This is a genomic window from Pseudomonadota bacterium (assembly GCA_034660915.1).
In the GTDB taxonomy this organism is placed as follows: Bacteria; Desulfobacterota; Anaeroferrophillalia; order Anaeroferrophillales; family Anaeroferrophillaceae; genus DQWO01.
In genome coordinates this window covers 1-24,293 of sequence record JAYEKE010000229.1, presented here as the reverse complement: position 1 = coordinate 24,293, position 24,293 = coordinate 1, and the positions used below count along the sequence as shown (strand labels likewise).

The window sequence follows — 24,293 nt, the reverse complement described above, 5'->3', positions numbered from 1 at the left end:
TACATGATCAGCCAGAGGGACTTTATCAGTTTTGTTGAAGCGCGTATCCCGCTTGCATACAGTGAGGATTGGGATAACTGCGGGCTTCAGGTTGGGGACCCAAACTGGCCTTTGAAAGGAATACTTCTTTGCCTGGATGTGACCGAAGAAGTGCTGGCCGCTGCCAGGGAAAAGGGCGCTAATTTTATCTTTGCCCATCATCCCCTTTTATTTACGCCTTTGAGCAATATCAGGGTGGATCAATATCCGGCTGCGGTTATCCGGGCGGCCCTGGTTGATGAAATCAGTATTTATGCGGCCCATACAAACCTGGACGTGGTTGCCGGGGGGGTAAACGATGTGCTGGCGGAGCGCTTTGGTTTGATGAACTGTAAAGTTTTAAGCCGGACCGGTGAAATTGCGCTCTATAAACTGGCGGTATTTGTCCCGGCTGACAGCCGTAAAAAAGTTACTGATGCCATGTTTGCGGCCGGGGCCGGCAAAATTGATCATTACAGCAGCTGCTCTTTTTCCGTTTCCGGTACTGGTACTTTTTGTCCTTCGAGTGAAGCGGTTCCCTATTATGGTTCTGTGGGCGAGCTTAATGAGGTGGACGAATTCAAACTGGAGGTAAGGGTTGAAGCAGCTTGCTTAAGTTCGGTGATCGATGCCCTTGTGGATGTCCACCCTTACGAAACTCCCGCATTCGATATATATCCATTGGAAAATGGCGGCCGACCGCTTGGCCTGGGTCGGGTGGGGGAACTGCCGGATGGATTAAACTTAGGCGCGGTTGTGGATCTGATCAAAGAAAAATTATCCCTCTCCCGGGTTCAGGTTGTTGGTGCCGGGGCGCGGGTTGAGGGGAAGAAATCAACACCGGTTAAGCGCCTTGCCGTTTGTGGTGGCAGTGGATTTTCTCTCTACCGGGACGCAGTTGACGCGGGGGCTGATCTTTTTCTGACTGGAGATCTTAAATATCATGATGCCAGACTGGTGGAAGCGACGGGGCTGCCGGTGGTTGATGCCGGTCACTTTGCCACCGAAGTGCCGATCCTGGAAACCTTAAAGGATGAGTTTTGTCTTTATCTCCATCACCATAGTGGTGAGCAGGTAGAGGTGTATGTATATAAACAGGAAACAGACCCCTTCCAGGGGTGGTAATAAAAAATCGGCAGGGAGGAAACATTTTGGAGAATCAGATTCAGTTTTTATGGCGGTTGCAGGTGATAGACCTCAATCTGAGTGAAATGCAGGGGCAGGAACAGCAACTTGATATCGAGATTGACCGATTGAAAAAGGATGAAGAAGAGCTTGCTGGAGTAATGGCCGGATTAGAGGATCAATTGGCTGCCAAAAATGGCGAGCGGCGGAATATCCAGGCTGAAATTGAGCAACTCAAAGGGAAGGTTGAGCAATCAAAAATTAAACTGACCCAGATACAAAATAACAAGGAATATTTTGCCGCCCTGAAAGAAATTGAGTCCAGCGAAAAAGAAATTAATAGGTTTGAGACCGGTTTGCTGGAATTGCTTGAAGAAGTGGAGACGCTGCAATCACAGATGAATGATCAGCAGGCACTGTTGACTGAAAAACGTGAAGCAATTACCGCCCGGGAAGCTGAAACCTCAAGTCAGATAAAAAAACTGAGTAAAGAGTCATCTTCCTGCCAAAAAGAGCGAAAAGAAATTATCGACCTGCTGGATAAACGGTTGCTGGCCCGCTATGATCGTATCCGTCGGCGTTTTTCCAATGCCGTGGTTTATGTTGAACAAGGAACCTGTATGGGTTGCCATGTGAATGTACCGCCCCAGGTTTATATTAATTTACTCAAGGGTGATGAAATTCTCAATTGTCCCAACTGCCAGCGGATTATGTACAGTGAACCGGAAACCGAAAGTGAATGATTATCCCTGTACTCTGGCTGAAGTCCAAAAGGCCCTGCAGGTTTTACTGGATACCCGTAGTTTTTCTGCGGCAACCGAGGTAGTTCCCGGTTTGACCGAGGATCGGCTGGTTGAGCTGCTGCGGGCTTTTCTGCCGCAAAAGTCCATCAGCGAAGCCGAAGATAATAAAAACTATGATCAGCGGGTGGAAGCTGAGCGAGATGTTGTGCCGGCGTCCGGAATTGGCAAAACGGTAATTCTCTATACTGATGGGGCCTCCCGGGGGAATCCCGGTCTGGCCGGTGCCGGGTTCCTGATACTGGATGAAACTTCAACGCTGTTGGATGAGGGCAAACTTTTTCTCGGGGAACGGACTAACAACGAGGCGGAATACGATGCCTTGATTGCCGGTCTGAAACTGGCCCGGCGTTCAGGTTGTCAGGAAGTGGAAGTGCGGGCTGATTCACAATTGATGATCAGACAGCTGACCGGGCAATACCGGGTTAAAAATAAACGGCTCATTCCTTTGGTGCTGGAAGTTAAAAAACTGGCGGCGGCTTTTGCAAAGGTTACGTATCATCACGTGCCCAGGGCTGATAATGCCCGGGCGGATAAGCTGGCTAATCAGGCTATTGACGAGGAACCAAAAGGGAAATAAAAGGTTTGCATTTGTGCTGGAGATATTGCATTATACGGATGCTGGAGTAGACCGGATGGCCGCCGGCATCCTTCATTGAAAGGATGCGGGAGGAAAGTCCGAACACCGCAGGGCAGGGTGCTTCGTAACGCGAAGTCCTGGTGACAGGCAGGAAAGTGCCACAGAAAATATACCGCCCCGGTTTTTACGGGGTAAGGGTGAAAAGGCGAGGTAAGAGCTCACCAGCACCGGTGGTGACATCGGTGGCTCGGTAAACCCCACCCGGTGCAAGACCAAATAGGTTCTACTCATCCGTTAGCGGATATAAGACGGCCCGTCTGAAGGCTTTGCCGGGTAGAGCGGGTAGGTCGCTTGAGGTTGTGGGTGACTGCAACCCTAGATGAATGGTCATCGCTCCCCTTTCAGGGGAGAACAGAATTCGGCTTACAGGTCTGCTCCGGCATTGTTTTCGTTATTCCAAATTCAAAATTTCAAAATCAGGCCCAGTTCTCTGCATGTCTTCATTCCAGAACCCCGGTAAAATCCTGATAGTGATCGGCATCTGTCTGGTGGCTGTCGGTATTTTGTTGCTGCTGGCCGGGAAAATCCCCTTTTTAGGTCGCTTGCCCGGGGATATCTTGATTAAAAAGGATAATTACAGTTTTTTCTTTCCCCTGACTACCTGCCTGATTATCAGCTTTCTGTTGTCACTGCTGTTTTATCTTTTCCGTAAATAACTTTTTACTTTATTCATCGGCCAGCCAGCCTTTTCCCAGGTAACGTTCCCCCTCGCTGTAAATGCAGCCGCAGTACTGCTGGCGGTACATGTCTCGCTCTCTGGATGCCTCGATGCCGTCTTTCCAGCCGGAACGGAAATCCTCATAAAACAACGGCACTCCCACCGTTTTTCCCACCGATTCGCCAATTTTTCTGATCTGTTCATGTTGTTGAAATTTACTATATAAAAGGGTTGAGGTGAAGGCATCGAACTTTCCCCGGCGGGCTATTTTGGCTGTATGTTCCAGTCGGTCATGGTAACAGAAAAGACAGCGCCGGCTTTCCCGATAGACGTTTTGCCGCAGAAATTCCACCAGCTTGTACTGTTCATCGTAGATCATCGGCAGGTCTGCCTGCTCGGCATAATCAGCCAGGGTTTCCCGGCGCTTCTGCCATTCCGTGTAGGGGTGAATATGGTTGTAATAGTATCCATGTACCTGGTGGCCGGCAGCCCGTAACGTTTCCAACGGGTAGATGGTGCAGGGTCCGCAGCAGCAGTGGAGCAGAATTTTCATGGTTTTACTCCTTATAGCAATAGGGGGGGGTCAGGTCTTGAAATATAAGTTTTTTAATTTTTTCGTCTCTGTGTCAGTTGGAAAGTGATATTTCAAGACCTGACCCCATGATTGTCCTGACCCCATGATTGTCCATGATTGCATGATTGACTTAAATTATTCTGAGATATTGCAGTCCATTATACAAAAAAATCAGGGCAAAAATCACTAGGATTGTTCCCAGGATATAATTTATTCTTCGATAGATGGTTGCTGAAAATCCAGCTTGGCAGCCGGCAATCAGCGCCGCAATGCCGATTTTGGCGCCTACCAGACAGAAGTAAAATGCTACCAGGAATAAGCCGCCGGTGATCCAGTGATTTTTCCCGGGTGCCAGCAGGATCGGGCCGCCGATGGTCAGCCAGAAAATATAGGGATGAGGGTTGAGCAGGTTGCTGATGATCCCTTTGATTAAGGAACCGGTATTGCTTTCTTCCGGCTGTTGATTTAATGTCGCTGTATGGAAACATTCATAGGCCAGGTAGGCAATGAAAATAGCGCCTGCCAGGGTGATGATTCCCAGAACCGGCGTGGACCGGGAAAGTTTGCTCAGAATCAGGATGCTGATCAGAATAATCGGCAGGTCGCTGATCAGAGGTGCCATGGCTACCTGCAATCCGGCCTTAAATCCGTCCCTGATCGTTTCACTGATGACCAGGGCCAGCAATGGTCCGGGGGATATGCCGGCAGTAAGACCAAAAACCAGGCCGCTGCCAAGAGATGTCAGATCAATCATTCATGCTTTCCTTTATCTTCCAGTTCTTTGCCGCATTTGATAGATTACAGGCTGCCATCATCAAGGTGGAGGCTTATCCAGTCCCAGCCCTGCTGGTTTTTATCCAGCTGATTCGTGGCAAATTCGTGATCGTACCAGCTCAGGCCGGAAACCTGGTAATGCTTGTCGGCCAGGATGATGTTTCCCCGGGTCAGCAGCCAACCTCTGGTCGGGTTGTCAATCAGGGAAAGCACCACTCTTGCCGAAAATGGCCAGGCGCCAGCCCATAGAAATGTCCAGGGAAATATTTTTTAAGGCCGTAACCGGTACCTTGGCCCGGTAGGTTTTACTGATTCTTTCTAAAGTGAGATAAGATTGCGGCATAGACGTCCCGATGGTTTACTGTCCAGTTTTACTTTGACAAAAGATTGAAAAGTGATAGATAATATTAACATGTTTCCACTTGGAAACCAAAGATTTCCGGACGAGCTTAGAGCCGATAACAGGTTTTCGCCAAGGTTCAAACAGTATATTTATGCTGTTTCAGATGTCAAAAAAAGCGGTATTTGATCATAAGGTGGCCAAAACCACCGTGGTGGCGCAAAAAGCATACCGGACAGTGCTGCATAAAATTATGTTTGTGGAGTAGCATTCAAGCTTGAAAACAGGAAGAATTGGTGGAGGTGATGGCTATGATGGAAAAAAACGGTTTAGTGACCATGGGTGGGAACCCGGTGACCTTGTTGGGGCCGGAGCTTAAAGTTGGGGATCATGCCCCTGATTTAAAGGTCGTCGATGGTGATTTCAATCCGGTTTCTCTGAATAATTTCCGGGGAAAGAATAAATTAATCAGCGTTGTTCCTTCCCTGGATACCCCCATCTGCGAGTTGCAGACCCAGCGTTTCAATCAGGAAGTGGAACAATTGCCGAAAGATGTGGTCGTGGTGACCATCAGTATGGATCTGCCGTTTGCCCAGAGCCGTTTTTGCGGTGCCAAAAATATTAATCGGGTGCAGGTCCTTTCCGACTATAAATATCGTTCATTTGGCTATGCTTACGGGGTCATGATTAAAGAAATGATGCTCCTGGCCCGGGCTATCTTTCTGATTGATAAACGAAATGTCATCAGGTATGTGGAAATATGTCCGGAAGTGAAGGAACATCCACATTATTATGAGGCTTTAGAGGCTGTAAAGTCCCTGTGACCGCACATAAATCTTATATTCGGATACTTTGTCTTGTCTTGCTGATCCTGATGCCCGGCATGGCTGCCGCTGGTCAGCGGGTTTTTATCGTTTACAGTTATCATCCTGATTATTTCTGGCAACAGGATGAAGAACAGGGAATAAAAAAAGCCCTGAGTGGGATGGATGTTACTTTTGACAGCTATTGCCTTGACAGCAAGAAACATCAGGGTCAGGAATGGCTGGCTCAGCAGGTAAAAATATGTCTGGAGAAAATCGAGGGGTTTCAGCCGGATGTGATTATCACCTGCGACGATAATGCCGCCAAAACCATCGGCAGAATCTTTTTCAAGCAGAAAATACCGGTGGTTTTTCTGGGGCTGAATGGCGAACCGGAAGCCTATGGCCTGGTTGAATCCGGCAGGCGTCAGCATCCGGGGGCAAATATAACCGGGGTGCTGGAAAGACATTATTATCATGACGCTACTGTTTTGCTCCAGACTATCCTGCTGGCCAACAATCTAAAAGTAAAAAAGCTTGATATCATTACGGATGATTCCTCTACTTCTACCATTCTGCTCAAATCTTTGCGGCAGGAAGCTTGGAAAACTCCCTGGGAACTGGCCTTTTTGCCCCAGGCCAAAACATTCACCCAATATAAAGAGCAGATTCTGGGAGTAAACCAGCCGGGTCATGCGGCGTTTATCTATAACCTGGAGACGCTCAAGAATAATGATAACCACGTTCCTGATATGGATGTTCTGGCCTGGACCAGTAAATATCTTGCAATCCCGGCGGTTGCTTTCCATGAATATTACCTGAAAAAGGGGGCTGCTTTGTGCGGTGTGGTGGTCAGTGGCAGAACTCAGGGCTATCATGCCGGCTTGAAAGTCAAACAGATCCTTGGGGGAGTATCCGCCGGAGAGATTCCCATAGACCGGCCGCCAAAAGGGACAGTGGTACTGAATATTTCAGTGGCTGAGCGTTTGGGAGTCAAAATTCCCCTTGAAATTCTCTTGAGTGCTGATATCGTTTATGATGCCGAGAAATGATGGCTGTGGATGGCTGAAAGTCTGTGAAACATAAATTCTACCTCCAATTCTTCCTCTTTATCTCTCTTTGCCTGGGATTCTGCCTGGTCGGCGGCAGCCTTTTTTATCAGAAGCTGGTAAAAAATATTGCCGGTAATCTGCGGTATGAGCATGTTTTGGTTGCTGAGCGAATCAAGGATAAGGTGGAATCGCATCTGGAACGGGTTGGTCGCAGCATAGACTCTATCCTGACTTTTGATGATCATGGAAACGATACTATTCGCCTGGCTATTGCTGATCGCTTTCATCTTCTGCGGACTATGTATCCAGAGATCGGCAAATTGGCTTTGGCTACCGAAGATAAGATTTTTTTCAGTGATAAAAAAGGTTTATTACAGTCGGTAGGTATGCCTGTGAGTGCAGTGTATGAGTGGTCACAGCTGAAACAAAAATTCTGGTGGCAGGTGCGGGAAGGACAATCAGAGGCAACCGTGATGGAGTTGTTTCAGTTTGTCTCCGAGGTGGATAGGATTGTCCATCTGCCGGCGGTTCTCTTTGCCAAAAAAGTGATAATCAATAAACTGCATTATGGGACCATTCTTATTCCTTACCAATTGGAGTTTATGGTAAGTAACTTTTTGCAAGCCATGGAATCTGAGGGGAAACGGCCGGTAGCACTCATCAGTGATCAGGGGTTGGTGCTCTATTCTACCATCGATGCGCTTCGTTATGCTCACCTTCTGCCGGCATTCTCCCCCCGGTTATCAAAAGAACAACGTCAGAAGCAATGCTCACTGGTTGAGGCTGAAGTCCTTCCCATGGTGGTTGAAAAATTGAAAAAACATCAGCCATTCCATTGTCGCTATACTTTGGATGATGCCGGGGACGGTAAGCGTTTCGAAGGTTTTTTCAGCCCGGTTAATTTGGGGGGGACTACCTGGACGGTGATGGTGGGGTCCCCCTTGCCGGGGCCGTATGCCGCGGTTAATCAGGTTTTTTTCCCGCTTTTCTGGGGAATATTAGGTTTGGTTACGGTGATTGGATTGGTAACCTTCTGGTTGTTTCGCCAGACCAATATTTACTGGCAGGGATTAACGGTTTTTCAGCGGGCTGCGGAGAACAGCGGCGATGGGATTTACATCGCTGATCTTGATGGTTTATGTATCTATGCCAACCAGGCTTATGGAGAGCTTGTCGGTTATGATCCTGATAAATTGGTGGGTAAAAAAATAAGTGAAATTCAGGAGGATCTGAGCCCGGAGGATATTCAGCAAGTGGTTCAGGAAGCGATTGACAGTGGGGAGAGATGGCGCGGTATTGTTAAAATGAAGCATCGGGACCGGCAGGTAATGGAGTTGAACCAGAGCATCTGGCCTATTATCCAGCATCAGAAAATCGTTGGATATGCCTGCAGTCAGCATGACATTACCGAGGAGCAACAGATGAAACAGCAGCTGGAAATCTATTCCCAGCAGCTTGAAGAGGAAGTCAAAAATAAAACCCGGGCGCTGGTTCAGTCCCAGAAGATGGAAACCGTTGGTTTGCTGGCTGCCGGGTTTGCCCATGATTTTAATAATCTGCTGGCCGGGATTTACGGGAATATCCAGCTGCTGGAGCTTTCAACGGCCAAAGACAATGGTAAAAGCCGCAAATATGTTGCCAAGCTCAAGGATATTTCCAACCGGGGGGCGGAACTGGTGAAACGGATTCTCGAATTTTCCCGGAAAGATAAGGGCGTTGCGGTTAATAGTTCCATATCCCAGATTATTCAGGAATCGGTTGAACTGGCTTCCCACTCACTGCCCAAAAATGTGAGCATATCTTTTGAGAATGATGCTGAAGGGAGTATTGTCCAGGTAGAAAAAGCCCAGATCATGCAGGTGCTGATGAATATTATGATTAATGCCAGGGATGCCATTGGTTCCCATCCGGATGGTCGTATAAACATTGTCAGTATGCAGAAAAACTTAGGTAAACTGGCTGCTGACCGCCTGAATTTGAAAACAGCTGGTCGTTATGTGGAAATAAATATAAGCGATAATGGCCCGGGCATTCCAAAAAATCTTATTGACCGGGTTTTTGACCCGTTTTTCAGTACCAAGGAATGGTCTGACAGCAAGGGAACCGGCATCGGCTTATCCATAGTTTATACGGTTATTCATAATTATGAGGGAACGGTGTTGATAGACAGTAAAAAAGGTCAGGGTACAACCTTTAGAATATTTTTGCCCTGTGCTGCTGGGGCAACTACCCGGGTAGATGATGATGCTGAGCCGGAGGTGACAGTCCAGCTTGAAGACAAGGCTATTCTGGTAATTGAAGATGAAGAAGATGTGCGGGACAGTCTTCGTGATTTACTTGACCGGCATGGAGCCCGGGTCCTGTTGGCTGAAAACGGTCGCCAGGGGCAGACTATTATTCATGAGCAGAGTCCGGATATTATCATCCTGGATCTGAATATGCCGATGATGAGTGGAGAAATGCTGCTCTCGGAGATGAAGGAAGAAATTGCTGATATCCCTGTGATTGTCATGACCGGTTTGTCCCGGGATGGCTATATGATGTCGGTTGAATTTCCGCTGGTAAAAGCGGTGCTGCAAAAACCATTTAATCATCGGACTTTGTTAAATGCTCTCTCATCGGCATTATCAGCTGGCGATTAATAATATGGTCAACTTTCTGAGTTGCGCTAAAAACACCTGTTTGCCGACAGGCAGGGCTGCAAGAAATTTCCAGGGATGTTCCGGCATTGCTCTCGCTCATTCTCGCCGGCCGTCCATGGCCGGTTGTGGGGCGCGCTAAAGCAATGTCCCCAGGCGTCCGCCGCGAATCACCTCGTGTGATTCGTTCGGCGGCCAATACCGCCTGCCTGTCGGCAGACACGGCTATGAGCCAAGCCCGAACATCCCGTAATATATCTCTGGCGATGCAAGTCAGAAAGTTGAATGATCTGGTTATCATTGGATGGGAATGAAAGGAAAATAATGTCGGCAATCGTCAGGGCTTCTACCACCAGTCAACCATTTGAATTCGCTTCCTGTTATCATATTTTTCAGCAGCAGGAGACGGATGATACGGGCACGGTGGTTATTCATCATGGTAAAGTAAAATATCCCGGTAAACAGGTAGCTGATTTTCGCCACGTGGTCCTGTCCCCGCTGATTGCGGATCCCGATGCCGCCCTGGCTGAAGTGGGAAAGCAGGCAGCCATTCAATGTGATTTACACCAGGTATTTATCACTCATCGATTGGGTGTTGTCGGTCGGGGTGATGATATATTGCTGGTTATGGTCTCCGCCGCGACCAGAAAGCAGGCTTTTGCCGGTTGTTCCTGGATAGTTGATGAGATTAAAAGAGAAAATATTATTCAACTGATAGAGACCTAAGTTGAGCTATTCCATGGTTATTAAGCTGTCAGGGTTAGGCTTCCCGCTCATTCTCACCGGCCGTCCATGGCCGGCTCCGAGGCGTCCGCCGCGAATCACCGTCCGGGTGATTCGTTCGGCGCCCAATACCGTTGGAATCTAACCCTGACAGCTTCGGAGAGTTAAAATCGCCCAATTTGGGAGAGAGAATCTGATGATTAATCAATCTGAGCTGTTTCAGCCACCCGGCTGGGCCCGCAATCCTCATTTTCAGACCATTATCGCCAATCGAAAAATCCGCAGCTTCGGATCTAATCCCATGGCTTCAGCCGCCCTGGAAACGGTGATTGATGCCGGAAGCGATATCCGGTTGCAGGGTTTCCATTCCTTTCATCCCGAAGATGGCGGCAAAGGGCTGGCCATCCTGGTTCATGGCTGGGAAGGGGGCGCGGAATCAACCTATATCAAGGCGCTGGGCAAAGTAATTTTCCAGCATGGCTATGATGTGTTCCGGCTTAACCTGCGGGACCATGGTTCCAGTCACCATTTGAATCCAGGAGTGTTTAACGGCACCCTTTCGGAAGAATTTTTTCAAGCGGTCAGGAATATTGCCGCTATGGCAGCACCACGGAACTGTTATCTGATTGGTTTTTCTTTGGGAGGTAATTTTGCTTTACGTTTTGGCCTGCATCCTGAAGCAGCTTCAGTTGGCAATCTTCAGCGGATTATCGGTATCAGTCCTTGTATGGATCCTTATAAAACCACTTGTGCTCTTGATCGGCAAGCCATCTATCGCTGGTATTTTCTGCGCAAGTGGCGACGTTCACTGGCAATAAAGGAACGAACTTTCCCGGAACTGTATGACTTCAGTGGCGTTGTAACCGGCCGTAACTGCTTGGAAATGACCCGATTAATTATCGAGCAATATACTGATATGAGCGGTTATGAGGAATATTTTGAGCAGTACACCTTAACCGGCGGGGTGTTGGAGGATTTAACCGTACCGGTAACTATTATCACCGCTGCCGATGATCCTCTGGTGCCGGTCGAAGATTTTTATGATTTGCCGGATATTGACTGCCTGGAGCTGCTTATTCAACGCCATGGGGGACACTGCGGATTTATAGATCAACCGCCATTTGGCTGCTGGCATGAAAGGAAGGTCTGCGAATTGCTGGCAGGGATTTAGGGCTTACCTGAAAAGCTATGTTCCTGCCAATCGCAGTCTCCTTTCTTGACAATATCTTGTGGTGTGGTTAGAATCTTAATATCTCAACTTTCTGAATTGCTCTAAAAATAGCTGAAGGAAATTTACAGGGATGTTCCGGCATGGCTCTCGCTCATTCTCGCCGGCCGTCCATGGCCGGCTTCCGAGGCGTCCGCCGCGAATCACATCGTGTGATTCGTTCGGCGGCCAATACCGCTATGAGCCAAGCCCGAACATCCTGCTAATATAATGGGGGACAGTTTTCAAAACTGTCCCCAACCAAAGTCAGAAAGTTGAGATTTATTCTTATCCGATGACCCTGATTATTTTTACTGATCTTGATGGAACTCTGCTTGACCGGGATACCTATTCATGGGAAGCTGCCCGGACGGCCCTTGAACGCTGCCGGCAATGCCGGGTACCGGTGGTGGCGGTAACCAGTAAAACCCTGGCCGAGACCAGGGTTTTGAGTGAGAAAATCGGTCTTGCTTCCCGCTTTATTTTTGAAAACGGCGGCGGTATCTGCCTGGAGGATGGGAAATATTTGGGCTTGGGAATTCCCTATGATATCCTGAGACATGATTTTTCCATGCTGGCTGCCCGTTTTCATCTTCGAGGCATGGGGGATATGAGTATCCCCGAGCTGGTTGAAATTACCGGCTTGACTCAGGAAGAGGCTTTGCTGGCCAAAGAGCGGTTATTCAGCGAACCTTTTTTATATGAGGGAAATGAATTGGCTGAGCTGGAGGCCGCGGCTGCCGGACAGGGGCTGCAAATTGTCCGGGGAGGTCGTTTTTACCATTTGATGGCAGAGAAACAATCGAAAGGGAATGCGGTTCGCAAGTGGGTCCAGCGGTTGGGTGAAAACTTTGATCGGCCTTTGTTTGCCGCTGCCCTGGGGGACAGTCCCAACGATTTTTCCATGCTGGCCGTGGTCGACCATCCTTTTCTGGTAAGACATAAAAATGGCCGGAGTGCATCCTGTGCCCTGGAAAAAGTAGTGCGGACCCGGGACGCCGGACCGCTTGGCTGGTCTGAAGCCGTTATGCAATTGTTGGATAATCTGCCTGATACCTGTCGGTCGGGCGAGGAGAAGTGCCATGTCTGATTTTATCCAGAACCGTAAAATTACCAACCTGCAGATGATCAATAAGCGGGCTCTGGACGATATTGAAAGTGAAATTGAAGTTTTTTCCTATGATCGTAAAATTACCCTGTTGTTGCCATCCCTGTATTCAGAGTTTACCGGCGAGGCCATGCCCAGGATTGTAAAAATGCTGGAAACTGTACCTTATGTTCATCGCCTTGTTTTATCTCTGGATCGGGCCAGTGAAAAGGAGTTCGAAGCCGTTAAAAAGTTATTCAGTGGTTTCGATTATGATGTCCAGATAATCTGGCAGGACAGTCCGAGAATTAGAGCTCTTTATGACTATCTGGAGAAGCGTCAGTTTTATATCGGTTATCAGGGAAAGGGCAGAGGAGTCTGGTTTGCCATCGGTTATATCCTGGCCAAAAAAGATACCAAGGTCATTGCCCTCCATGATTGTGATATTGTCAATTATGATCGGGGTTTGCTGGCCAGGCTGGTTTATCCACTGGTGAACCCATCGCTGGTTTATGAATTCAGCAAGGGATATTATTCCCGGGTCAGTAATTGCCAGTTGTATGGACGGGTTACCCGGTTATATCTTACCCCGATGTTGCAGGCCTTGAAGGAAATGTTCGGGGCTCGGGATTTTTTTGAGTTTCTTGAAAGCTTTCGTTATATTCTCAGTGGTGAATTTGCCATGCGTACTGACATGGCGGCCAAGGTTCGTATTACCCCCGACTGGGGTCTGGAGATTACTACCCTGGGTGAGGTCTACAACCTGGCAACTCCGGTCCGGGTCTGTCAGGTTGAACTGCTGGCCAATTATGAACATAAGCATCAGGAACTTAAAAAAGGTCAGGATTCGGAAAGCGGTCTCAGTAAAATGGTGATAGATATTACCCGGGCACTTTTTCGGATCCTTGCTCAGGATGGCCTCGTGTTTACGCCGGCAGTCGTCCGGTCTTTAAGGGTTACCTATATCAACTTCGCCCGGGTGAATATTGAAAAATATGATGCCCTGGCCAAGCTCAATGGTTTGCGTTTTGAGCGCCATGAAGAAATTTCCGCGGTTGAACAGTTTTCCACGGCGTTGACCATGGCTTCTGAGCGTTTTATGGAGGATCCCATCGGGACGCCGTTGATGCCCGGCTGGCATCGGGTAATCTCGGCTGAATCTGACTTTGGCAACCGTATGATTGAGGTTATTGAGGCTGAAAATCGATAAAAAAAGGGGATGATTATGCAGGTTCTGGTGCTTTACTATTCCAAAGGGGGAAATACCCGGCAACTTGGAGAGAAAATTGTTGAGGGTATACAGTCAACCGGGGTGGACGCAGTCTTACGTTCGACAGCTGAAGTCATTAAAGATGATTTTTTGCAATCGGCCGGGGTTATTGCCGGTTCCCCGGTTTATTTCGGGGTCATGGCGGCTGAACTGAAACGGGTATTCGATGAATTTGTCGGGATCAGGAAAAAAATGGAAAATAAAGTGGGGGCGGCATTTGCCACCGGCGGTCACGTTACCGGCGGCAAGGAAACCACCATTATGTCAATTCTCCAGTGTATGTTTATATATGGGATGATTATTGTCGGCGATCCCATGAGTGCTTCAGGCCACTACGGGGTGGCTTCGGTGGGGGCTCCGGATAATACTGCTGCCGGTGATGGTTTTGAGCTGGGAAGGCGGGTGGCGGAATTATGCCAGAAATTAAAAATTTGATGTACAGATAAGAAGAAAGAAGAGGGGAACGCCGAATATTAACTTTCTGAGTTGTTCTAAAAACGGCTGAAAAGACATTTCCAGGGATGTTCCGGCATGGCTCTCGCTCATTCTCGCCGGCCGTCCATGGCCGGCTTCCGAGGCGTCCGCCGCGAATCACAATGGGGGACAGTTTTTAAAACTGTCCCCACCCAAGCGGCCAATGCCGCTATGAGCCAAGCCCGAACATCCCATGATATATTCATGGAAATGTAAGTCAGAAAGTTGAGTCGAATATATTATGGGCGCCCCCTTTTTTTTTGGTGGATGATGTCTGTTGTTTTCGGTCGTTGTCAGGATTATGAGCCCGGGAAATTAAAAAATTGCCTGCAGGATATGATTTCCTCCCTGGGAGCTGAAAAACTGATTCGTTCCGGTGACCGGGTGCTGATAAAGCCAAATCTCATTGCTCCCCGCCCGGCGGTTGACGCCGTTTGTACCCACCCGGCAATAATCAGGGCTCTGGCCGTTATCATTCGAGATTGTGGCGGCCGGCCGTATATCGGTGACAGTCCGGGCTATGCTCCACTGGAACGCTGCCTGGCTGAAAGCGGGATACAAGCGGTTGTCGATGAACTGGGAATAAAGGTAGTTTCTTTCAAGACGCAGGTGGAAGTCAGTCGGCCTGAAAATCGGATTCTGAAAAGGTTTCAGCTGGGCGGTCGGGTTCTGGAGTTTGAGCGGATCATTAACGTGCCGAAGCTGAAAACTCATGGCATGATGGGTCTGACCCTGGCGGTAAAGAATCTGTTTGGTTGCATTTCAGGTTATGATAAGGCCCGCTGGCATCTGCGCGCCGGTCATAACCGGCAGCTTTTTGCCCGAATTCTGCTGGATATCTACCAGACGGTAAAGCCGGATCTGCATATTCTTGATGGTGTTGTCGGAATGGAGGGTGAAGGTCCAACCCATGGTCAACCGGTTTCTTTTGGCATCTTGGGTGCATCCCCGGATGGCATTAGCTTGGATTATGCTGCCGCGAGGCTCATTAATTATCCTGAGATTACCCCTGTCAGTCAGGAGGCTATTGATGAAGGGCTGCTTAATCCAGGGAAGCTGAAAGTGCTTGGAGATTGCACGGCTGAAGACATTCCCGCCATCAAACCGGCCCGGGGGAGTGAAGATGCCGCTTTTCCCTTCCATCGATTGATTCGCAGATTATTGGTCAAAAAACCGGTGATTTCATCATCGCGCTGCCACCGGTGCCTGGTCTGCGTCAAACATTGTCCGGCCCGGGCAATGAAATTTATTGACCGTTCGGTACGGATTGATTATAAAGCCTGCATCCGTTGTTATTGTTGTCATGAATTGTGTCCTTATGGAGCCGTGCGGGTGAAATGGGGACTGCTAAGGTAAGGAAATGGATATAACCAAACTTCATTGTATTGATCTGGACCAGCCCCAGCTGGAAGGATTTACCAAATTTATCAGTGCCTGGATATATCAGGGGGATGAGTGTACTCTGCTGGTTGATCCAGGTCCCCTTTCATCCATCCCGCTGCTGTTGAAAGAGCTGGAACGTTTGGGGATTACCAGGCTTGATTATATTTTATTGACCCATATTCATATTGATCATGCCGGGGGGACGGGAAAACTGCTGGAGTTTTTTCCCACAGCCCGGGTTATTTGCCATCCGGATGGGATTAAACATCTGGTGACCCCGGATAAGCTTTGGCAGGGATCATTGAAAGTTCTGGGGAAGATGGCTGAAGCCTATGGGGAAATTCTTCCGGTTCCGGCCGCCAGCATCAGTTTTTCTGAAAACATCGGCAACCTTAATCTGCGGGCGATTCTGACCCCCGGACATGCTCAACATCACCTGTGTTTCTGCTATGAAGACCTGTTGTTCGGCGGCGAAGTGGTCGGGGTGCGCAGTGAGGTTGATGACGGGATATACATGCGGCCGGCAACCCCGCCACGATTCATTCTGGAAGTGGCTCTGGAATCCATTGACAGGGTTATGTCCTTAACCCCTCGTTACCTGGTTTTTGCCCATTATGGTCTGGTGGAACCGGCCATGGAATACCTTGAAATTGGCCGCAATCAGCTGTTGCTCTGGGTGGAAGGGGTGAAAACTATTGCCGCCCAGGGGGTGGGTGAGGGAATGGAGGACCGGTTGTTTGACTGGCTGGTGGATCATGACCCGGTATACCGGCGGATCAACCAGTTGCCGCCGGCTGTTTTTGCCCGGGAACGGTATTTTCTTAAAAATACCATGGACGGCATGTTGGGCTATCTTAGCAACCGGGAGAAGTAAGAGCCGTTATAAATAAAATGTCAACTTTCTGAGTTATGAAAAAACAGCTTGAAAAAACTTGTTTTAAGGATGTTCCGCCATGGCTCTCGCTCATTCTCGCTGCACATCGTGTGCAGCTCCGAGGTGCCCGCCGCGAATCACCGTCATGGTGATTCGTTCGGCGGCCAATACCGCTATGAGTCATGCCCGAACATCCCGGTAAATTTCTTGTCTTGGGGTTATTTTTTCAGCAACAGTGCCGCTGCCTGTTGCAAGGTTTCCTCGGTTTTACAGAAGCAGAAGCGGACCAGCTGTTTAGGTGAAGCATTGCGGGGATAAAAGCTGCTGCCCGGAACGGTTGCCACGCCCACGTTTTTAACCAGCTGGTGGGCAAAACTGATATCGTCATCACGGCTCAGCTGACTGAAATCCGCCATGATGTAGTAGGCCCCGGCGGGATTGCTGCAGTGAAAGCCGCACTGTTCCAGTGTTTGCAGTAAAAAACCACGTTTTTCAGTATATTCTGCCGCCAGCTCCCGGTAGTAGTCATCGGCACAATCCATCATCACCGCCGCCCCTTCCTGTAAAGGAGCCGGGGCCCCCACGGTGAGGAAATCATGGACTTTGCGAATGCCGCTGGTGATGGTTTCCGCGGCGATGCAGTAACCAATGCGCCAGCCAGTGACGCTGAAGGTTTTCGAGATACCATTGATGGTGATAGTTCGTTCCTTCATGCCGTCAATTCGGGCCAGGGGGTAATGGATATTTTCATCATAAAGAATATGTTCGTAAATTTCATCGGTGATCGCCAGTACATCCCATTTTTGACAAAGCCGGGCGATTAATTCCAATTCTTTCAGGGAAAACACTTTTCCGGTGGGATTGTGCGGCGTATTGATAATAATGGCCCTGGTTTGGTTGTTGAAGGCTGCGGTTAATTCAGCCTCATCCAGATGCCAGTCAGGAGCCTGGAGGGTGACATAACGGGGAATGGCATCAGCCAGAATGGCATCTGGACCATAATTTTCATAAAATGGGGCAAAGATGATGACTTCATCATCAGGATTAAGGGTAGCCAGGAGGCTGGCGATCATTCCTTCGGTGGAACCGCAAGTGACGGTGATCTCTTTTTCCGGATCGACTTCCCAGTTATAGAAGTGTTTCAGTTTGCGGCTGATAGCCTGCCGTAGATTGCTGGTGCCCCAGGTGATGGCATACTGGTTGAAATCATCGTCTATGGCTTTTTTTGCCGCTTCTTTGATCATCACAGGGGCGGGAAAATCAGGAAATCCCTGGCTGAGGTTGACCCCGTTATATTGCTGGCATAACCTGGTCATTCCCCGGATGACGGATTCTTTAAACTGAGAAGCCTTGAAAGATTCAGAAATACTCATGCTGGAAATATCCCCCTTACTTTTTTGGTTATCGGGCCCGGGATACCCTTGCCGATCTGCCGATTGTCAACCTTGATAATCGGCATGGCATCCACGGTGGTACTGGTGATAAAAACTTCATCGGCGGCGAATAATTCATCCAGGAAACAGATTTTGCAGCTGACCGTCAACCCGTCTTCCCGGGCCCGATCAATGATATACTGGCGGGAAATACCTGGAAGGATATAGTTATTCAATTCGGGAGTGTAAATTATTTTATCCTTAACCAGAAAAATATTAGCAGCACAGGCTTCATTGATCTCCTGTTTTTCAGAGATGAAGAAGGCTTCCTGACAGCCCTGCCGGTGGGCCTGCTGTTTCATTAAAATATTAGGTAACAGGGCGATGGTTTTCAGATAACAGCGATTCCAGCGCATTTCCTCGACGGTAATGGCCTGTTGCCCCTGGCTGAAAAAGCTTTCATCGTATTGCGGTCGGGGACGGAAAGTCATGACCAGCTGAGGCTCTAAAGGTTCCGGATAGCTGTGATGTCGGGGCATGATGCCCCGGGTGAGCTGAATGTAAATCATGGTTTCCTGGTAACCTGACCGTTTGATGCCTTCAGCAATGATTGCCGGCCAATCGCTGTATGATAGCGGCAGAGGGATATTGATTCCCGCCGCACTTCGCTCCAGGCGCCTGAAGTGCTCAGGCATGAGGAATGGGCGGCCGCTTCTGGTGCAGACAACCTCATATACCCCATCAGCAAACGTATATCCACGGTCATTGATGGGGATGCAGGCCTGCTCCATGGGGATGAACTCATTATTGATATAGGCTATATCTGCCATTTGCTGCCTCCCGGAGAAAAGATTCCGGTTTTTAAATTTACTCAAAACCGGAGAGGGTTGACTGGTTGAAACATTAGATTAAATCATGGTGATGAGTCAAGGGAAAGATCAATTTTTGCATGTAAAGATTTTTTTTCAGACAATGGTGATTTTTTTGTTGACTTTATCTTCTAATTTAATTATATAGCTATAACTGATTCGTCTGCAGGATCATTGAAGCGACATGTTGTTATGACGTTTTGTACCGATGCAGACTGATTCAGAGTAACCTAAGTAGGAGGACAGAAAATTGGCAGAAGGAACAGTGAAATGGTTTAACGACCAAAAAGGGTATGGTTTTATTGAACAGGACAGTGGTGAGGATATTTTCGTGCATCATTCAGCTATTGAAGGGACGGGGTTTAAATCCCTTTCTGAAGGTGATCGTGTAGCTTTTGATGTCGGTCAAGGGCAAAAAGGTCCGGCAGCTGAGAACGTCAAAAAACTATAAATAGTCAATTTTGCGTAAAAAGGCATCTCGTCCGTAATGGGCGGGATGCCTTTTTTTTTGCCTGAAAAAATATTTTTTTATGTAGCGGAAAAATGCCGTCAGAAATAATCATAAAATTCCAGGAAAAGATCTTTCTCTTTTACCGCCGCCAGGGACTGGTTCTTCCCTGGCGGCAGACCACTGATCCCTACCGGATTCTGGTGGCGGAAATCATGTTACAGCAGACCTAGGTTGAAAGGGTTATTTCCTTTTATGAACGCTGGCTGGCTCGTTGGGAAACGGTGGAAGAATTGGCTGGGGCTACCCTGAAGGAATTTCTTTCGCATTCCCCTCGTTTTTCCGTGGAGCGGTGGTCTCGGACAAGAACGAGAATTGATCGCAGATGTGCTTAAACGCTGGCGGTAAACAGGCCCATCAATTTTTTTTGCATGGCCAGGGTTACCTTCTCCCGATCATGGTTTTGTCGCAGCCCAGGCAGACGGTGCAGCCGGATATTCCTAAAATTTTCATAGCTTTTTTCCCCAATTGAATTTAGTAAAGACCGAACTTAGAGATCAAGTTTTTCAAACAGAATAAAAAGGAGGAGCAGGGCAATGATAAAAACGGGAATCAGGACCCATGGAGAAACTCCTAAAATTCCCGGGACGGTTATTTTCCCCCAACTTCCCCAGGTCAGGATACTTGTTTTCATGGCCGGATAAACTTCAGCATAGATTGCGGCCCCGACCAGCATGCCTAATATTGCCCAGATAGCGTGCCAGTGCCCTTCACCCAGGGCTCCCACCGAGGTTCCGGGACAGTATCCCATAATCGCCCAGCCGCACCCGAAAAGGGAACCGCCGATGAGGTTGGCACCCACATGGGTTGCCTTGACTTTCAGGACCACCACCCCGGTACTCACCAACAGGTTGATGCCGATAGTTCCAACTATGATGGCTGAAAGCATAAATTTGAGAATGGTCATGTCTGTTAGCAGCATGGCTCCCACCTGTTTTTCAAAACGCAGTACTCTTCCCTGTTGGAGCAGGATGCCAAAAAAGATGCCGGTGATTAATCCAAGGGTTATTTCATTCATGACTTTCCTCCTTTTCCGGACCGGTAAACCAGGTGAGCGAGTATAATTCCGGCGCCGAAAAAACCTGCCATGGAGAGGAACCCGCTGACGGAAAACTGCATCAAGCCGCTGAGTCCATGGCCACTGGGGCAACCACCTGCGAGCCGGGCGCCGAACATGGCCACAATTCCCCCCAGGAAGGCTCCTACGGCTCGGGTGGAGACTTTGTTGCCGAATTGTTGTTTCCAGATGGGTGGCACAGCTTCAACTTTGAAGCTTCGATCACTTATAGAGGCGGCAAAAGATCCGAGCAGGATGCCGATGACAAACATAAACTGCCAGTCCACCTTCTCATGGAAAAAAGTCTTGCTGCTTCATGGAGTTGTTCACGGTTGCCTTTGTAATGTGGGAAATAACTGTCGATGATTTTCAAATAGTGTTGTAGATTGGTTTGGTGAAAAGAGATCCAGAGACCGAATCGATCTGAAAGGGAAATGCGTTCTTCAATCGCATCCGCGTAATGGAGCTCTCCATCAACCAGTCTGCTCTCCAGATTGTCCTGCAGGTATTCGGGCAGCAGATGGCGACGATTTGAGGTGGCATAAATCAGTATATTTTCCGGGGGTTGTTCGATGCTGCCTTCTAAAACGCTTTTCAGGGGTACGTAGGAATTGTCATTTTCTTCAAATGAGAAATCATCCAGAAATATAATAAAGCGATAGGCAAGGTTGCGAATTTCATCAACGATCTCCGGCAGAATAGTCAGATCATCTTTATAGATTTCTATCAGCCGCAATCCCCGAGGATGGGAATGATTCAATATGGCCTTGATTAAGGAAGACTTCCCTGTTCCGCGCGCACCCCAGAGCAGCGCATTGTTGGCGGGTTGCTGCTGGATAAAACGTTTCGTGTTTTCAATAAGTTGTTTTTTCTGACGTTCGATGCCAATTAAAGAATCCAGAGTGATCGGATCAATGATCTGAACCGGATGTAGATGTTTCCTGTAAGGGCGCCAGATGGCCGCATAGGTATCTTGCCAGTTTATCTTCATGGTGGCGTCCTGAAGTTTGTGGTATTCGAGGATTAACAAATGCCTATTAAAAATATTAGAGAATCAGTGATTTGGTATGTTGTTATTACCATGTTTCGAGAAGCAAACAATATTGCCATCATTATTACGCCATCAATTTCTCGGATCAAAAGCTTCGTTCCAGGTTGATGGTTTTGGATGGGCTGAATTTGTTTGCGCTAAAGAAATATATCAGTTTGGAATCATTCCAGTCGATCAGGGTATTTATCTTCCGGATGCTGATTGTTTTCAAATTAAGCTCGCACGCAGATCATTAACGTTCCATGAATCTATTTAAAGTTAAAGCGTTTTACCCATCCGGCAAAACTTCCCCACGACCCTAAATATCAAGCAAAACATTCAGAATGTAATAATTCTGTAACCTTCCTCAATATAGGCTGATATCGATGGATGTCCAGACATTTCTCCAATCAGAGAAATACCTTCAGCCTCAACTGCGGATGCAACTCCAAGTTTAGTCGAACAGGCCCGACAAGCACCAACAATCAACCCTTGCTCTTTTGTTTTAAGATAAAGCTGGTTGAGAAAATGACCCGGAGTTGCCATTTCAGGTACCAATTTAACCGCATCGCCCTCGATAATAATTTTCCCCTCCATACCCTTGGCCGCCATATCGAGACCATTCAGAAGAACATGGATAAAACAGATAGGGTCACCGCGAAAAGCAAATATAGCTGTTTTAGTCATCGTCATCTCCATTTTGTTGTGATCGCAGGTTATAATGTAAAAACCATCCTTCTTAGCTTAACAACCCTTTCAGCTTTACCATAAATATTTGAGTATCCCAAAGTATTTTCTCCCCTCGCATAACTTTCCCGGCTCAATCCAGATGGCCCCATGAATAAAAACTTTCCAACTTCCGCTGCTGTAACGGTAATGCGACAGAAAAACTCTGGCTTTTGACGCAGAGTCCATCTTCGCTTGACATGGCGTCCGAATAAATCATCTGATTATACGGTTTTATTTCAGCCATTCAGCATTTAAAAATACTTAAAATGAACAATAAAAGCTGTAAGGCTGTCTTGTCATGCCGGTTGTACTTTAAGACTGAAAAAATCGGCAGCATTTTTGTAGGATATCTTTTCCAGAGCTTCGTGGGAGATATCGGCTGCTTCCAATTCCTTAAGCTCTCTGTCCCATGCGTACGGGATGTTCGGAAAGTCGGAACCATACATAATCCTGTCTGACCTGTAATGCCTGAGAGCTAATTTTTCCCCAATCGGAAAGTAATCTGTGATGACCATAGTTGTATCCAGCCAGAGATTGTCATATTTTTCAATCAGTTTTCTGTAAGCCGCTATCTCATCAAACCCCATATGGGGGACACAGATTTTAATATCCGGAAAATCTTCTAAAATATGTTCCAGTTTTTCAGCACTGCAAAGCTGATATGGATCGCAGCGGTAGGCGGTGCTTTTCGGCTCTCTGCCGACATGCATTACCAGCGGTTTTTCATTGATCCGGCAACATTCATACAGGCGATTCATAAGTTCACTGTTCATATCGAAACACTGAACATGAGCATGCAGCTTCAGCCCACCTAGACCGGAATCAAATGCTTCCTGTAAAATATTTTCGGCATTGTCTTCGCCGGGGAATACGGTGGCCATTCCGGTAACCAGATGGCTGTATTCACTGCATTTTTCCGCCATATACTTATTCAGTTGTCTCGCGATCCCCGGCTTATGGGCATATTGGAGCGCGATGATATGCTTTATGCCATGTGAGAGCAAAAACTCAAATATCTCGGAGGAGGTTAGCTGATATCTGATCTGCCAGGCATTCTTATCAAACCATTTCCTGATTGCGGAAAAAATGCTGCCCGGAAAAATATGGACATGGGCATCAATTATGGGGGGCAGGCCAGCAGGAACAGTTGAACTCTCCTGATCATTCATTGACGGCATCTTTGATTTCAACATTATAGCACCAATCTACTCTTTTTAAACAGCATAAACCAGATAACGACCGGAATAACCCGCCCGCACCTCACGGCAAAGTTATTTTGGTAGCCGACTGCAGTTGCCTTGTGAGCTACGTTTAGCGGCAAATACCGACCTAACTCGCCAACCACGCTTCTGCCGAAGCTTTCTGGTCTCTATTAAAAGCCTTGATTTCCAGGCCTGGGTACAACAATCCCTCAAATTCACTTACTTTCTTTAACCAGGCCTTGTCAGTTAATACCGCTGCGCGGTCAAATTTTTTCATAAGCCCAAACATTGCGGGAAGCCGGGAAAATTCAATTCCAATTGCAGCAAGTGACGGAAGATGGAAGTCGATAACGTCATACAGCATTGTGCCATTTTTAATATTCTGTGATTTGTTGACAAGCTCGTCTAAGGCAATTTTCATATCTTCGGCATTCAGCTTTCCACTCAACTCAATATCTAAACGATTTATGCCTTGTGGAATTATTTTAAACATAAAACCTCCTGTTTACGGGTAACCTGGACATTTACGCCTTTATGAGGAGCCTGCCGGGTTATTTACAGGCTTTCAAGGATTGCTTCTTTTTTTATTTTTCAGTAGTTCCTCGTGCGGAGAGAGTCGTTTGCACCATCAGACGAAACAAAGATTCCAGTCCCTGCTGCACGTCAATCGATCAACTTGGTTATCAACAGCATCATTGCTGTTATTATTTCATTGATTATGTCGTAAGTTCTGTGGTCAAATTGTGTTTCCTTTCAGCCCTATTTCCTCAGCTACTTCTCGCATCCCCATTATGGTATCTTCAATAAGTTCCCCGATCTCTACCCCCAGCATTTCAGCACCCTTCTGGATGATAGATCTGTCTACTCCGGCAGCAAACGAAGGTGATTTCCATTTTTTCTTAACCGATTTTACGGTCATATCCATGACACTCTTTGATGGCCGAACCATGGCATTGGCCGCGATAAGCCCCGTTAATTCATCAATGGCATAAAGTGTTTTCTCCAAGGTGGTTTCAGGCTCAACATCTGAGCATATTCCCCATCCGTGGGAAACAACGGCCCGGATATATTCTTTTGGCCAGCC

General features: G+C 47.8%; 35 protein-coding genes and 1 other RNA gene. 23 read left to right on the top strand and 13 right to left on the bottom strand.

The features are described 5' to 3' along the window. The 5 genes from U9P07_12825 to U9P07_12805 form a co-directional block, all read left to right on the top strand. The coding region (locus tag U9P07_12825; GenBank protein ID MEA2110288.1) for a Nif3-like dinuclear metal center hexameric protein at positions 1-1,143 on the top strand (1,143 nt) is incomplete at its 5' end. A 26-nt stretch (positions 1,144-1,169) separates the two neighbouring features. Further along, positions 1,170-1,886 (top strand): C4-type zinc ribbon domain-containing protein, encoded by a 717-nt coding sequence (locus U9P07_12820; GenBank protein MEA2110287.1) that lies wholly within the window; start codon positions 1,170-1,172, stop codon positions 1,884-1,886. Next, complete coding sequence (locus U9P07_12815) at positions 1,861-2,523, top strand: ribonuclease HI family protein (protein MEA2110286.1); 663 nt, start codon at positions 1,861-1,863, stop codon at positions 2,521-2,523. Before U9P07_12820 ends, U9P07_12815 begins: the two co-directional genes overlap by 26 nt. Positions 2,524-2,566: 43 nt before the next feature. Beyond that, positions 2,567-2,965: RNase P RNA component class A (gene rnpB / locus U9P07_12810), an RNA gene on the top strand. Positions 2,966-3,017: 52 nt separating this feature from the next. Further along, on the top strand, positions 3,018-3,239 hold the full coding sequence (locus tag U9P07_12805; protein ID MEA2110285.1) for a DUF2905 domain-containing protein: 222 nt from the start codon (positions 3,018-3,020) through the stop codon (positions 3,237-3,239). A 9-nt stretch (positions 3,240-3,248) separates the two neighbouring features. Here U9P07_12805 and U9P07_12800 read toward each other — a convergent pair whose 3' ends face one another. From U9P07_12800 to U9P07_12785, 4 genes are all read right to left on the bottom strand, one after another. Beyond that, positions 3,249-3,794, bottom strand: a complete 546-nt coding sequence (locus U9P07_12800) for an epoxyqueuosine reductase QueH (GenBank protein MEA2110284.1) — start codon at positions 3,792-3,794, stop codon at positions 3,249-3,251. Positions 3,795-3,945: 151 nt separating this feature from the next. Further along, positions 3,946-4,569 carry a LysE family translocator gene (locus tag U9P07_12795; protein ID MEA2110283.1) on the bottom strand — a complete coding sequence of 208 codons (624 nt, stop codon included), beginning with the start codon at positions 4,567-4,569 and terminating at the stop codon, positions 3,946-3,948. Positions 4,570-4,613: 44 nt separating this feature from the next. Further along, positions 4,614-4,802: a hypothetical protein gene (locus tag U9P07_12790; GenBank protein MEA2110282.1), complete on the bottom strand. Its 189-nt coding sequence runs from the start codon at positions 4,800-4,802 to the stop codon at positions 4,614-4,616. Next, complete coding sequence (locus tag U9P07_12785; protein MEA2110281.1) at positions 4,786-4,932, bottom strand: hypothetical protein; 147 nt, start codon at positions 4,930-4,932, stop codon at positions 4,786-4,788. Before U9P07_12785 ends, U9P07_12790 begins: the two co-directional genes overlap by 17 nt. Before the next feature lie 308 nt (positions 4,933-5,240). Between U9P07_12785 and tpx the strand changes: the two genes are divergently transcribed. The 16 genes from tpx (at position 5,241) to U9P07_12705 (ending at position 16,643) form a co-directional block, all read left to right on the top strand. Next, a complete protein-coding gene (gene tpx, locus U9P07_12780; protein MEA2110280.1) occupies positions 5,241-5,753 on the top strand; it encodes a thiol peroxidase in 513 nt (170 codons plus the stop codon). 59 nt (positions 5,754-5,812) lie between these two features. Next, positions 5,813-6,784 carry an ABC transporter substrate binding protein gene (locus U9P07_12775; protein MEA2110279.1) on the top strand — a complete coding sequence of 324 codons (972 nt, stop codon included), beginning with the start codon at positions 5,813-5,815 and terminating at the stop codon, positions 6,782-6,784. Positions 6,785-6,807: 23 nt separating this feature from the next. Then, positions 6,808-9,426 (top strand): response regulator, encoded by a 2,619-nt coding sequence (locus U9P07_12770; protein MEA2110278.1) that lies wholly within the window; start codon positions 6,808-6,810, stop codon positions 9,424-9,426. Next, positions 9,392-9,565 (top strand): hypothetical protein, encoded by a 174-nt coding sequence (locus tag U9P07_12765; GenBank protein MEA2110277.1) that lies wholly within the window; start codon positions 9,392-9,394, stop codon positions 9,563-9,565. The genes U9P07_12770 and U9P07_12765 overlap by 35 nt, the downstream gene beginning before the upstream one ends. Further along, positions 9,513-9,737 (top strand): hypothetical protein, encoded by a 225-nt coding sequence (locus tag U9P07_12760; GenBank protein ID MEA2110276.1) that lies wholly within the window; start codon positions 9,513-9,515, stop codon positions 9,735-9,737. The genes U9P07_12765 and U9P07_12760 overlap by 53 nt, the downstream gene beginning before the upstream one ends. Positions 9,738-9,747: 10 nt before the next feature. Beyond that, positions 9,748-10,149, top strand: coding sequence for a molybdenum cofactor biosynthesis protein MoaE (locus U9P07_12755; GenBank protein MEA2110275.1), 402 nt, complete (start codon positions 9,748-9,750; stop codon positions 10,147-10,149). A 13-nt stretch (positions 10,150-10,162) separates the two neighbouring features. Next, positions 10,163-10,291 (top strand): hypothetical protein, encoded by a 129-nt coding sequence (locus U9P07_12750; GenBank protein MEA2110274.1) that lies wholly within the window; start codon positions 10,163-10,165, stop codon positions 10,289-10,291. A gap of 51 nt (positions 10,292-10,342) precedes the next feature. Next, positions 10,343-11,317 (top strand): alpha/beta fold hydrolase, encoded by a 975-nt coding sequence (locus U9P07_12745; protein MEA2110273.1) that lies wholly within the window; start codon positions 10,343-10,345, stop codon positions 11,315-11,317. 140 nt (positions 11,318-11,457) lie between these two features. Continuing rightward, the gene (locus U9P07_12740) at positions 11,458-11,580 is read left to right on the top strand and encodes a hypothetical protein (GenBank protein MEA2110272.1); all 123 of its coding nucleotides are present in this window, start codon (positions 11,458-11,460) and stop codon (positions 11,578-11,580) included. A gap of 68 nt (positions 11,581-11,648) precedes the next feature. Next, a complete protein-coding gene (locus U9P07_12735; protein ID MEA2110271.1) occupies positions 11,649-12,443 on the top strand; it encodes an HAD-IIB family hydrolase in 795 nt (264 codons plus the stop codon). Next, positions 12,436-13,650, top strand: a complete 1,215-nt coding sequence (locus tag U9P07_12730) for a glycosyl transferase (GenBank protein MEA2110270.1) — start codon at positions 12,436-12,438, stop codon at positions 13,648-13,650. The genes U9P07_12735 and U9P07_12730 overlap by 8 nt, the downstream gene beginning before the upstream one ends. A 15-nt stretch (positions 13,651-13,665) precedes the next feature. Then, positions 13,666-14,145 (top strand): flavodoxin family protein, encoded by a 480-nt coding sequence (locus U9P07_12725; GenBank protein ID MEA2110269.1) that lies wholly within the window; start codon positions 13,666-13,668, stop codon positions 14,143-14,145. 96 nt (positions 14,146-14,241) lie between these two features. Then, entirely contained in the window at positions 14,242-14,400 is a 159-nt protein-coding gene (locus tag U9P07_12720) for a hypothetical protein (GenBank protein ID MEA2110268.1), read from the top strand. A 51-nt stretch (positions 14,401-14,451) separates the two neighbouring features. Continuing rightward, positions 14,452-15,540: a DUF362 domain-containing protein gene (locus tag U9P07_12715; GenBank protein MEA2110267.1), complete on the top strand. Its 1,089-nt coding sequence runs from the start codon at positions 14,452-14,454 to the stop codon at positions 15,538-15,540. A 4-nt stretch (positions 15,541-15,544) separates the two neighbouring features. Beyond that, positions 15,545-16,441: an MBL fold metallo-hydrolase gene (locus tag U9P07_12710; GenBank protein ID MEA2110266.1), complete on the top strand. Its 897-nt coding sequence runs from the start codon at positions 15,545-15,547 to the stop codon at positions 16,439-16,441. A gap of 79 nt (positions 16,442-16,520) precedes the next feature. Next, complete coding sequence (locus tag U9P07_12705; protein ID MEA2110265.1) at positions 16,521-16,643, top strand: hypothetical protein; 123 nt, start codon at positions 16,521-16,523, stop codon at positions 16,641-16,643. A gap of 16 nt (positions 16,644-16,659) precedes the next feature. On the opposite strand, the gene U9P07_12700 is transcribed toward U9P07_12705, so the two are convergent. Together U9P07_12700 and U9P07_12695 are read right to left on the bottom strand one after the other, a co-directional pair. Further along, a complete protein-coding gene (locus tag U9P07_12700; protein ID MEA2110264.1) occupies positions 16,660-17,814 on the bottom strand; it encodes an aminotransferase class I/II-fold pyridoxal phosphate-dependent enzyme in 1,155 nt (384 codons plus the stop codon). Further along, positions 17,811-18,644, bottom strand: coding sequence for an aminotransferase class IV (locus U9P07_12695; protein ID MEA2110263.1), 834 nt, complete (start codon positions 18,642-18,644; stop codon positions 17,811-17,813). Before U9P07_12695 ends, U9P07_12700 begins: the two co-directional genes overlap by 4 nt. Before the next feature lie 289 nt (positions 18,645-18,933). Here U9P07_12695 and U9P07_12690 point away from each other — a divergent pair, with 289 nt between their 5' ends. Continuing rightward, the gene (locus U9P07_12690) at positions 18,934-19,134 is read left to right on the top strand and encodes a cold-shock protein (GenBank protein MEA2110262.1); all 201 of its coding nucleotides are present in this window, start codon (positions 18,934-18,936) and stop codon (positions 19,132-19,134) included. Positions 19,135-19,226: 92 nt separating this feature from the next. Continuing rightward, entirely contained in the window at positions 19,227-19,364 is a 138-nt protein-coding gene (locus U9P07_12685) for a hypothetical protein (GenBank protein MEA2110261.1), read from the top strand. A gap of 317 nt (positions 19,365-19,681) precedes the next feature. Here U9P07_12685 and U9P07_12680 read toward each other — a convergent pair whose 3' ends face one another. The 7 genes from U9P07_12680 to U9P07_12650 all read right to left on the bottom strand — a co-directional run. After that, positions 19,682-20,209, bottom strand: a complete 528-nt coding sequence (locus U9P07_12680) for a DUF6691 family protein (protein ID MEA2110260.1) — start codon at positions 20,207-20,209, stop codon at positions 19,682-19,684. Further along, positions 20,206-20,520, bottom strand: coding sequence for a YeeE/YedE thiosulfate transporter family protein (locus tag U9P07_12675; protein MEA2110259.1), 315 nt, complete (start codon positions 20,518-20,520; stop codon positions 20,206-20,208). Before U9P07_12675 ends, U9P07_12680 begins: the two co-directional genes overlap by 4 nt. Next, a complete protein-coding gene (locus U9P07_12670) occupies positions 20,475-21,239 on the bottom strand; it encodes an ATP-binding protein (GenBank protein ID MEA2110258.1) in 765 nt (254 codons plus the stop codon). Before U9P07_12670 ends, U9P07_12675 begins: the two co-directional genes overlap by 46 nt. A gap of 378 nt (positions 21,240-21,617) precedes the next feature. Continuing rightward, positions 21,618-21,965 carry a DsrE family protein gene (locus tag U9P07_12665; GenBank protein MEA2110257.1) on the bottom strand — a complete coding sequence of 116 codons (348 nt, stop codon included), beginning with the start codon at positions 21,963-21,965 and terminating at the stop codon, positions 21,618-21,620. Between the two features lie 338 nt (positions 21,966-22,303). Further along, a complete protein-coding gene (locus tag U9P07_12660) occupies positions 22,304-23,200 on the bottom strand; it encodes an amidohydrolase family protein (GenBank protein ID MEA2110256.1) in 897 nt (298 codons plus the stop codon). 136 nt (positions 23,201-23,336) lie between these two features. Next, the gene (locus tag U9P07_12655; protein ID MEA2110255.1) at positions 23,337-23,702 is read right to left on the bottom strand and encodes an STAS/SEC14 domain-containing protein; all 366 of its coding nucleotides are present in this window, start codon (positions 23,700-23,702) and stop codon (positions 23,337-23,339) included. Between the two features lie 243 nt (positions 23,703-23,945). Further along, the coding region (locus U9P07_12650) for a hydrolase (GenBank protein MEA2110254.1) at positions 23,946-24,293 on the bottom strand (348 nt) is incomplete at its 5' end.

Bases quoted from the DNA above. Each gene is read 5' to 3' on its own strand.
- U9P07_12655 (MEA2110255.1), bottom strand. From the start codon at position 23,702: ATGTTTAAAATAATTCCACAAGGCATAAATCGTTTAGATATTGAGTTG.
- U9P07_12730 (MEA2110270.1), top strand. From the start codon at position 12,436: ATGTCTGATTTTATCCAGAACCGTAAAATTACCAACCTGCAGATGATC.
- U9P07_12765 (MEA2110277.1), top strand. From the start codon at position 9,392: ATGCTCTCTCATCGGCATTATCAGCTGGCGATTAATAATATGGTCAAC.
- U9P07_12805 (MEA2110285.1), top strand. From the start codon at position 3,018: ATGTCTTCATTCCAGAACCCCGGTAAAATCCTGATAGTGATCGGCATC.
- U9P07_12715 (MEA2110267.1), top strand. From the start codon at position 14,452: ATGATGTCTGTTGTTTTCGGTCGTTGTCAGGATTATGAGCCCGGGAAA.
- U9P07_12695 (MEA2110263.1), bottom strand. From the start codon at position 18,644: ATGGCAGATATAGCCTATATCAATAATGAGTTCATCCCCATGGAGCAG.
- U9P07_12705 (MEA2110265.1), top strand. From the start codon at position 16,521: ATGGCTCTCGCTCATTCTCGCTGCACATCGTGTGCAGCTCCGAGGTGC.
- U9P07_12685 (MEA2110261.1), top strand. From the start codon at position 19,227: ATGCCGTCAGAAATAATCATAAAATTCCAGGAAAAGATCTTTCTCTTT.
- U9P07_12740 (MEA2110272.1), top strand. From the start codon at position 11,458: ATGGCTCTCGCTCATTCTCGCCGGCCGTCCATGGCCGGCTTCCGAGGC.
- U9P07_12735 (MEA2110271.1), top strand. From the start codon at position 11,649: ATGACCCTGATTATTTTTACTGATCTTGATGGAACTCTGCTTGACCGG.
- U9P07_12775 (MEA2110279.1), top strand. From the start codon at position 5,813: ATGGCTGCCGCTGGTCAGCGGGTTTTTATCGTTTACAGTTATCATCCT.
- U9P07_12785 (MEA2110281.1), bottom strand. From the start codon at position 4,932: ATGCCGCAATCTTATCTCACTTTAGAAAGAATCAGTAAAACCTACCGG.
- U9P07_12750 (MEA2110274.1), top strand. From the start codon at position 10,163: ATGGTTATTAAGCTGTCAGGGTTAGGCTTCCCGCTCATTCTCACCGGC.
- U9P07_12680 (MEA2110260.1), bottom strand. From the start codon at position 20,209: ATGAATGAAATAACCCTTGGATTAATCACCGGCATCTTTTTTGGCATC.
- U9P07_12725 (MEA2110269.1), top strand. From the start codon at position 13,666: ATGCAGGTTCTGGTGCTTTACTATTCCAAAGGGGGAAATACCCGGCAA.
- U9P07_12745 (MEA2110273.1), top strand. From the start codon at position 10,343: ATGATTAATCAATCTGAGCTGTTTCAGCCACCCGGCTGGGCCCGCAAT.
- tpx (MEA2110280.1), top strand. From the start codon at position 5,241: ATGATGGAAAAAAACGGTTTAGTGACCATGGGTGGGAACCCGGTGACC.
- U9P07_12700 (MEA2110264.1), bottom strand. From the start codon at position 17,814: ATGAGTATTTCTGAATCTTTCAAGGCTTCTCAGTTTAAAGAATCCGTC.
- U9P07_12795 (MEA2110283.1), bottom strand. From the start codon at position 4,569: ATGATTGATCTGACATCTCTTGGCAGCGGCCTGGTTTTTGGTCTTACT.
- U9P07_12665 (MEA2110257.1), bottom strand. From the start codon at position 21,965: ATGACTAAAACAGCTATATTTGCTTTTCGCGGTGACCCTATCTGTTTT.
- U9P07_12720 (MEA2110268.1), top strand. From the start codon at position 14,242: ATGGCTCTCGCTCATTCTCGCCGGCCGTCCATGGCCGGCTTCCGAGGC.
- U9P07_12800 (MEA2110284.1), bottom strand. From the start codon at position 3,794: ATGAAAATTCTGCTCCACTGCTGCTGCGGACCCTGCACCATCTACCCG.
- U9P07_12710 (MEA2110266.1), top strand. From the start codon at position 15,545: ATGGATATAACCAAACTTCATTGTATTGATCTGGACCAGCCCCAGCTG.
- U9P07_12670 (MEA2110258.1), bottom strand. From the start codon at position 21,239: ATGAAGATAAACTGGCAAGATACCTATGCGGCCATCTGGCGCCCTTAC.
- U9P07_12675 (MEA2110259.1), bottom strand. From the start codon at position 20,520: ATGTTTGTCATCGGCATCCTGCTCGGATCTTTTGCCGCCTCTATAAGT.
- U9P07_12755 (MEA2110275.1), top strand. From the start codon at position 9,748: ATGTCGGCAATCGTCAGGGCTTCTACCACCAGTCAACCATTTGAATTC.
- U9P07_12660 (MEA2110256.1), bottom strand. From the start codon at position 23,200: ATGTTGAAATCAAAGATGCCGTCAATGAATGATCAGGAGAGTTCAACT.